Genomic DNA, 6,625 nt, shown 5'->3' with positions numbered 1-6,625 from the left:
CCCTAGGGCACCACTTATCGCCCAGGAGCAACGGCGTAGAGGCCCAGAGCCCTAATGCATATGACCCGCGAGCAAACCTTACATGCCGAAAACCATCCTCATTGTGGAAGACGACGACCTCCTGAGAGACCTAACTGCCGAGAGCCTCTCGTCACTCTACGCCGTTGCTATGACGTGCTGCGCAAATGCTGACGAGGCGTTGCATTACCTTTGCAATAAGGATGTCCCTAGCTTGGTGATGACCGATATTCATATGCCTGGAAGCATGGACGGTTTAGGCCTTGCACACGAGATTTGGCGTCGATGGCCTACCCTGCCAGTGATTCTGACTTCGGGCGACGCAGTAATCGACACCGGTTTGCTGCCTGCTCGGACAGCATTTCTCCCCAAACCTTGGGAGATTTCTGATCTCGCCTCGCTGATCAACAAATTAGTAACGCTCCCGCCGCAAGTAGAAGCTTGATCCAAAGAACGCTGCCTACCCCTTCCATGCTTCGTATTTGGCTAGCAGCGGTTGAACGCTCAATCCATGTAGCAGAATGCTCAACGCCACCACCGACAAAACCAAGCTAATGCTCTGTGCGGCCAAGGTGGGAAGCAGCCCATGATTGAGGGCATAGAACAGGTAGTAGAAGCTGCCGATACCTCGGATGCCAAACCACCCCAGAAGCCCGCGCTGACGGATATCCAGCATTCCCCGAGCCGGGAAAAGCAGAATGCTGACGGGGCGAATGACAAAGAACAAGGCGCCGGCTACCAGCACTGCCCGCCAGTCCCAATGTTCAATGAGCACTACCCCGAGCATGGTGACGAGAAACACTTCCAGTGCCCGCTCGATCAAGCTACCGAATGCCAGCATGTCCCCCAACATTATCCCCGCTGCCACCTGTGAGTCATCGAGCCCTTCCACATCACCTTTGACGGCCAGCTCCGGCGCGACATGCTGGTGTCCTACCACAGGCTGTACTAGATGCTCGGCAGCTGGATCCTCGGGGCTATTTGAGGTGTGAACCTCCGCCTGGCGCAAACCGAGGCCCGCAGCGAACACCGCGAGAAACCCATAGGCCTGAATAGTCTCGGCGCTCACATAAGCCAGCGCGATCAGGGCAAGGGCGAGATAGTCGTTGGGCGACACGGTGCTGTCGTCGTTGCGCAAACGCAAGAAAAGCGTGAGTTTGCCCAAGCCACGCCCCATCCAATAGCCCAGCAGCAGACCTGCAGTGACTGCCCACAGCATGTCCTTGAGGAGCCAGCTAGAGAACCAGGCTTGCCCGGTATCCTGTTGCAGGAACAGGCCGAGGATGACGAAGGGAAAAGCCACTCCATCGTTGAGCCCTGCCTCACCGGACAGGCTGAAACGGACAGGATCATCGTCCTGGGCATCAACCACCTGTACCAGGGTTGCCAGCACCGGGTCTGTGGGTGCCAGGATAGCTCCAATCAGAACGGACACTCCCCACCCCAGGTGGAGGCCGTAATGCAGCACCAGCGTTACCCCACCGATGCAGAGCAACATCACCGGCCCCGCCAGATAGAAAGCGCTCAACCAGCTGCGGTTGTGCAAGGGCAAGCGCAACTTCAGGCCACTGAAGAACAGCGAAAACAACACCGCGACTTCGGTGAGGTGCTCCATCCAGCCACTCGACTTGCTCAAGTCGAGCTGTAGGAAACCCAGGCCCGATGTTCCCAGAGCCATACCTAAGCCAAGGCACACAACGGACGTTGTAACTGGAATCCAGCGCAGGTACGAGGATGAAAGCGAGAGTAGCAGGAGCACTGCACCCAGCATGGCGAACCAGACGATGAAGGTCATCTGCGCAGAAGCCTTGGGAGAATTTTCGATTATTTTTTGACTTTCTGGCTAAACACGTCGTTCCGCTGCACTTACTACGTTCGTCCATCATCACGGCGAAATGTAAAAAAAGATTTCAGCGCTCCTCTGCTGTCAAAACCGATAGGTCGCATTGGAGTTATCGTCATGAAATTCGCCCAGTTCTGCCAATCGCTCGCTAACCACGCCGGTAAACCGAGTACCTTCTTGATCGCCGTGGTACTAATTGCCACATGGGCTGCATCCGGGCCCTGGTTTCACTACAACGACACCTGGCAACTCATCGTTAATACGTCGACCACCATCATCACATTCCTGATGGTTTTCCTGATTCAGAATACCCAGAACCGGGACAACGACATCATCCACGTGAAGCTCGACGAGCTTATCCGTGCTACAAAATCCGCAGAGCAGTCGGTGCTCGATCTTGAAGCACTCGACAATCGAGAAATCCATAAACTTCGCAAGGAATATCAGGCGATGGGCAGCCACTGCGAGACGCCCCACCAAATGTCTAGCGAGCAGCGGGCGGACGATGCAGATCGAGACAACCTGCAGCGCTAAAGAGCGTTATGGTCGGACGATGCGGGCAGAGCTGGCGGAACACTTGCAGAGCTGAGCGCCTGGTTAATAGCTTCAGCGAGCTCGTCAATTGACCATGGTTTGAACAGGTAAGTGACAGGTGGGGTGACCTGCGATGGATCAAGCTGATAGCCCGAGGTGAGAATGGCTGGTAATCTTGGCCACCTTTCGTGGGCCATGGAGATGAACTCCATGCCTTTGATGCTTCCAGGAACACCGTGATCGGCGACGATCAACGAGCAGTCGCTCCCAAGTCCCATCAAGTGAATCAAAGCGTCTTCGGCGTTATCGAAGGCATCGCAGGCGGCGCCCAACTCGATTAGGATCTCCACCAGCAGGGTCTGAAGCGTTGGATCATCTTCCACGACAACTACTGTCTTCCCTGATAGCGATAAACTCTCGATGTCAAGCTTCATCACCCTCTCCAGTCCATAATTGATTCTTTGAGTGTTCCACTCATCTGGACGCGCGTCGATGGAGGCCAATCGCCGTCATCCGCTCAATGGCCTTCCGACACTGACAAATAGCCAAGCGCCTCTCGCATGAAAATCTCCACCGTCTTAGGGCCTATACCCTCGAAGCTTAGCAGCCAGCGCTTGAAGTTCTCACAACCTGGATCGTCCCGCAGCGCCTCAAGTTGAACACCCAATTCCGCGTCTACCTTCTTACCAAGGGCATGCAATCGTCGGGCAGTGGATTCATCGTATCGCGCATACCCAGCCTGCCCGAGCAGCCTCACAAGGGTCGCATGTGTGGCCTGCGCAAGCTTTTGCGGCGTATCAAGCCCCTGCTGATCGACAAGTATCCGGTACGCCCTCAAGGCGACAGTAGATCGTATGCGCTTGCCCATGAGAAAGCTGGCCATCAACCACCTGAACACACCCCCGACATCCGTGACTTCGATGCCGAGATCACAGGCATTTACGGTCTTCAACCTTTACTACGGCGCGGGTCAGCAGATCGTGGGTAGGTGCGCTCCTCTTCGATAGTGCCATCCGCCTTATGGATCTTCACCGATGCCGTCTTGCCATCAAAGAAATCTGCGAGGGCGCTGACCAATTCATGCTTAGTCGCCGCTCGCTTGGAGGCGCGTTCAGCACCGGCTTTCTTCAATTCCCATCCATTTGCTGTAGGGCTGAGGTGGTAATTGTCCATCGTGTGCTCCTCCTGGCTCATATGGGTTGGCCGTCATCCTCAATGTCTTCCTCTGCCTCGGCTGCTTCAGTGGCATCAGCGTCATTCAAAGGAGGCGACGTGGGCTTTTCCGGATCGTTAATGAAAGGTAAGTCGCTTGGGCCTTTCTCTTCAGAGCCTTCGGTTTTAGGCTGCATAGCAACATCTCCAAAAAAGTGGCCGGCCTCAGGGGTTCAGGCACCTTCTCCAGCACCTGAAAATTTGCCGACATCGATAGGTTGGGGAATGAATTCAGGGCCATTGCCGGCAAGTCGCCACTTCACGTTCGCGATGCCATAGCCCTCTGCCATTGGACGACTGACCAGCTTGATGTTCTGCTGACTGAATCGCGGGATGATGCCAACACCGGCATCGCAACTAGCCCAGTGCCAGGCCACGGGATCGTCCATTTTTTCCAAGCGAATAATGAACGCCCGGCTCTCGCCATGGAGTGTGTAATCGATAACAAATAATTGCTGCCCAGGCACGTGAGTATCTCCCTTTGACCCAAATTTACAGAGGGGGATGTACGCGTAAAAATTCAATTGAAAAGTCAGACGGCAGACCCTGCGCTCAACCACCGGCCACCCACCAACAGATTGGACTGAAGTCCATTGGTCATCCCTTAGGAACACGTACTGCCTCGGCAACCTCCATGGCTATACCAGCATACGGAGGTCGTGGTCATGATTGATCCAACAACAGGCATGAAGGCGGGTGAGCGTTACTCCGTGGAGAACGTCGAACGCGCTCACCAGTTTCCAGGCTTCTTCCTCGATGGAAAATACTACCTCGGCCCCGAGTTACTCACAGCCGTTGGCTGGCTGGAGGGCAAGCGCTTCATTTACGACAACCTCGATGCTGCAGGCGAACCGGTTTTTCCAGGTCGCGCAGCGGGAGACATTGAAAACCTGACACTGACCCTGGTGGACGGCACAGCGTTGAAGCTGAACCAATTGGACGTCAGCGCCACGGCTGAGGAGGTTGAGCCCGTCGCTCAGTCCAGTCCGGACACACCATTGAACCGCAGTTCCGACGCACTGGAGTCCTCCGAGAATCTGTCCACGCCAACAGGTAGGCCGGGAAGCATGGACGGCATCGGCCTAACCCCTAAAGACAAGATACCGCTGTTGCTAAGTGCGGCAGTCATCGGTCTGCTCGCGGGACTTCTCATCGCTCATGCCCAACGTCGACGCCGTTGAGGCCTCCCCTGTCAGCTTTATCGAAAATGGAGATTCAAAGATGAGTACACAACTGAGTGGCAAGCGCGTTGCCTTCCTGGTGACTGATGGTTTTGAACAAGTCGAGTTAACAGGGCCTCGTGAGGCCTTGGAGAAAGCTGGTGCGGTGATCGACATCCTCGCTGATAAGGAAGGCACTGTGCGTGGTTGGAATCACGACAAGCCCGCCGACGAGTTTGCCGTGGATGCAACCTTCGAAGGTGCCCAACTCGATCTCTATGATGCCCTCGTGCTGCCCGGCGGCGTTCAGAACTCCGACACGATTCGCTTGATCCCCGGTGCGCAGAACCTGGTGAAGAGCCACGACGCGGCTGGCAAGCCGCTGGCCGTCATCTGCCACGGAGGCTGGCTCCTGGTGTCCAGTGGCTTGGCCAAAGGCAAGCGGATGACAAGCTACAAGACATTGCAGGACGACATTCGCAATGCGGGCGGCAATTGGGTGGATGAGCAGGTTGTAGTGGACGGCAACCTGATCACCAGCCGCCAGCCAGACGATATTCCGGCTTTCAACGAACAGTTGATCAAAGCGCTGGCAGGCTGAGTCCAGCTTTCTGCTTCGCGCCCTCCGGTGATGCCTCAGGCACCTGGAGGGCGCGGGTCACGCCAGCTGGATGTAGTGGAGCCTCACACAGAAAGCGCGACACGGGTCAGCGGTAGAGCCGACCAATTCCCGATAATTCAATGGAGATAGAAGGAGTGACCGCCCGTCGTTCAAACCCTGAATTCATCTCAACGTCGGCCCTTAGCTCCGTTCGAACGATAACAAGCGTTCTCAACTGCAGGAGCTTCCACCATGCGAGACTTCCCTACCCCGCCCTTCCCTTCACAGCCTCAAAATGTCCCCGGCTCACAGCGCAAGATGGAGCCCTACCCGGATTGTGGTGAGCAATCGTATACCGGCCACAATCGACTCGAAGGCAAGATTGCACTCATCACCGGAGCAGACAGCGGCATCGGGCGGGCAGTAGCGATTGCCTATGCCCGTGAAGGAGCCGACGTCGCCATCGCTTATCTGAATGAGCATGAAGACGCCCAAGAAACCGCGCGCTGGGTTGAGTCCGCAGGCCGTCAATGCCTGCTGTTGCCCGGAGACCTGGCGCAGAAACAGCACTGCTACGACATCGTCGAAAAGACCGTTAGCCAGTTCGGGCGCATCGACATCCTGGTCAACAACGCGGCGTTCCAGATGTCCCACGAGACCTTGGAAGAAATCGACGATGACGAATGGGTGAAGACCTTCGATACCAACATCACCGCGATCTTCAGGATTTGCCAGGCGGCTCTGCCTTCCATGCCCAAGGGAAGCTCGATCATCAATACGAGCTCGGTCAATTCCGACGATCCATCCCCCAGCCTGCTGGCCTATGCCACGACCAAGGGAGCCATTGCCAACTTCACTGCTGGCTTGGCTCAGTTGCTAGCCAAGAAAGGCATCAGGGTCAACAGCGTCGCGCCAGGCCCTATTTGGACGCCTTTGATTCCGGCAACCATGCCGGACGAGGCCGTCAAGAACTTCGGTTCCAGCTACCCGATGGGGCGCCCGGGGCAGCCGGTCGAAGTCGCGCCGATCTACGTGCTGCTGGGCTCCGACGAGGCCAGCTACATCAGTGGCTCACGTTACGCAGTGACTGGCGGTAAACCGATCCTTTAGCGAAAAGAGGCTCGCCGAGTTGGCGAGCCTCAAACCCTTTTCGTGGGCAGTTTCAGCGTTTTTGCTGATCGTGATCACGGGCCGTTTTTTGCGCCGTGGAGTCGTGGGCTGTCCCCGTTGATCCGTCCGGACGATGAGCATCGTTGT

10 protein-coding genes and 1 pseudogene are annotated in these 6,625 nt (G+C 56.3%); 5 read left to right on the top strand and 6 right to left on the bottom strand.

Annotation, left to right across the window (positions count from 1 at the left end):
- The first annotated feature begins 82 nt into the window (after positions 1-82).
- Positions 83-463, top strand: coding sequence for a response regulator (locus PM2_RS13115; RefSeq protein ID WP_028697817.1), 381 nt, complete (start codon positions 83-85; stop codon positions 461-463).
- A gap of 15 nt (positions 464-478) precedes the next feature.
- On the opposite strand, the gene PM2_RS13110 is transcribed toward PM2_RS13115, so the two are convergent.
- Positions 479-1,813: a cation:proton antiporter gene (locus tag PM2_RS13110; protein ID WP_028697818.1), complete on the bottom strand. Its 1,335-nt coding sequence runs from the start codon at positions 1,811-1,813 to the stop codon at positions 479-481.
- Between the two features lie 165 nt (positions 1,814-1,978).
- Between PM2_RS13110 and PM2_RS13105 the strand changes: the two genes are divergently transcribed.
- Positions 1,979-2,395: a low affinity iron permease family protein gene (locus tag PM2_RS13105; RefSeq protein WP_028697819.1), complete on the top strand. Its 417-nt coding sequence runs from the start codon at positions 1,979-1,981 to the stop codon at positions 2,393-2,395.
- Here the strand turns inward: PM2_RS13105 and PM2_RS13100 are convergent.
- The 5 genes from PM2_RS13100 to PM2_RS13085 all read right to left on the bottom strand — a co-directional run bounded on the left by PM2_RS13100 (position 2,392) and on the right by PM2_RS13085 (position 4,074).
- Positions 2,392-2,829 carry a response regulator gene (locus PM2_RS13100; protein ID WP_028697820.1) on the bottom strand — a complete coding sequence of 146 codons (438 nt, stop codon included), beginning with the start codon at positions 2,827-2,829 and terminating at the stop codon, positions 2,392-2,394. The genes PM2_RS13105 and PM2_RS13100 overlap by 4 nt on opposite strands.
- 83 nt (positions 2,830-2,912) lie before the next feature.
- Positions 2,913-3,347, bottom strand: coding sequence for an HhH-GDP family DNA glycosylase (locus tag PM2_RS13095; RefSeq protein WP_028697821.1), 435 nt, complete (start codon positions 3,345-3,347; stop codon positions 2,913-2,915).
- A complete protein-coding gene (locus PM2_RS13090) occupies positions 3,344-3,568 on the bottom strand; it encodes a DUF2188 domain-containing protein (RefSeq protein ID WP_028697822.1) in 225 nt (74 codons plus the stop codon). Before PM2_RS13090 ends, PM2_RS13095 begins: the two co-directional genes overlap by 4 nt.
- Before the next feature lie 17 nt (positions 3,569-3,585).
- Positions 3,586-3,744 (bottom strand): hypothetical protein, encoded by a 159-nt coding sequence (locus PM2_RS31185; protein WP_162838439.1) that lies wholly within the window; start codon positions 3,742-3,744, stop codon positions 3,586-3,588.
- A 36-nt stretch (positions 3,745-3,780) separates the two neighbouring features.
- Positions 3,781-4,074 (bottom strand): DUF6555 family protein, encoded by a 294-nt coding sequence (locus PM2_RS13085; RefSeq protein ID WP_028697823.1) that lies wholly within the window; start codon positions 4,072-4,074, stop codon positions 3,781-3,783.
- A 198-nt stretch (positions 4,075-4,272) separates the two neighbouring features.
- Here PM2_RS13085 and PM2_RS31540 point away from each other — a divergent pair.
- The 3 genes and pseudogenes from PM2_RS31540 to PM2_RS13070 all read left to right on the top strand — a co-directional run.
- A pseudogene (locus tag PM2_RS31540) lies at positions 4,273-4,537 on the top strand (SDR family oxidoreductase); the annotation flags it as partial.
- Positions 4,538-4,828: 291 nt separating this feature from the next.
- Positions 4,829-5,368, top strand: coding sequence for a type 1 glutamine amidotransferase domain-containing protein (locus PM2_RS13075; RefSeq protein ID WP_028697825.1), 540 nt, complete (start codon positions 4,829-4,831; stop codon positions 5,366-5,368).
- A 252-nt stretch (positions 5,369-5,620) separates the two neighbouring features.
- Entirely contained in the window at positions 5,621-6,478 is an 858-nt protein-coding gene (locus PM2_RS13070; RefSeq protein ID WP_028697826.1) for an SDR family oxidoreductase, read from the top strand.
- Positions 6,479-6,625: the final 147 nt, after the last annotated feature.

The organism is Pseudomonas monteilii NBRC 103158 = DSM 14164 (genome assembly GCF_000730605.1).
Classification (GTDB): Bacteria; Pseudomonadota; Gammaproteobacteria; order Pseudomonadales; family Pseudomonadaceae; genus Aquipseudomonas; species Aquipseudomonas monteilii.
Note: the sequence above shows the minus strand (reverse complement) of the source record. Positions and strands in the feature narration are given on the sequence as shown.